At 34.6% G+C, this 541-nt stretch carries 1 protein-coding gene; it reads left to right on the top strand.

The features are described 5' to 3' along the window. Positions 1-39: 39 nt before the first annotated feature. The coding region (locus HMPREF3270_RS13990; RefSeq protein WP_218117697.1) for a hypothetical protein at positions 40-541 on the top strand (502 nt) is incomplete at its 3' end.

Here is a 541-nt window from a genome sequence, read left to right as displayed (position 1 = left end):
GACGCGTTGAAAACCTATATTAACGGCCAAGACGAAGCATTGAAACAGCTTATTGACGGTGAAGTTAACAGCAAGATAACACAAACTAAAAATGAATTAAGCAGCAACATTAGTGCATTGAGTGCAAAAGTGGACGGTATTCAAGTAGGTGGGCGCAATTTAGTAACAGATTCTCATTTTTATAGTGGGAGTATCAATGGTTGGAGTAGTATATATGGTAATCAAAAAGTAGAAAATCATATTCTTATCAAAGAAGTCACTACTCTTACAGCGGCAAATCGTATTGAAAGACAATTTTCAAATTTAATTGCAGGCGAAACATACACATTGACAGTTTATGCAAATGTTCCAATACCATTAAGTTGGCGTAATTTTATGAACGCTAATGTATTAACTTCATCTAATACACCAATAGTCAATCAGTATCATAACAATTCAGTAACTTTTACAGCGACAGACTCGACTATTATAGTGAGGGGTTATGTATCTGACGCGCCAGTTGGAAGTTTAATCAAAATAGATTGGTTCAAATTAGAAAAAG

The organism is Staphylococcus sp. HMSC65H10 (assembly GCF_001839185.1).
Lineage (GTDB): Bacteria > Bacillota > Bacilli > Staphylococcales > Staphylococcaceae > Staphylococcus > Staphylococcus simulans.
This window is presented reverse-complemented; position numbering and strand designations above follow the sequence as displayed.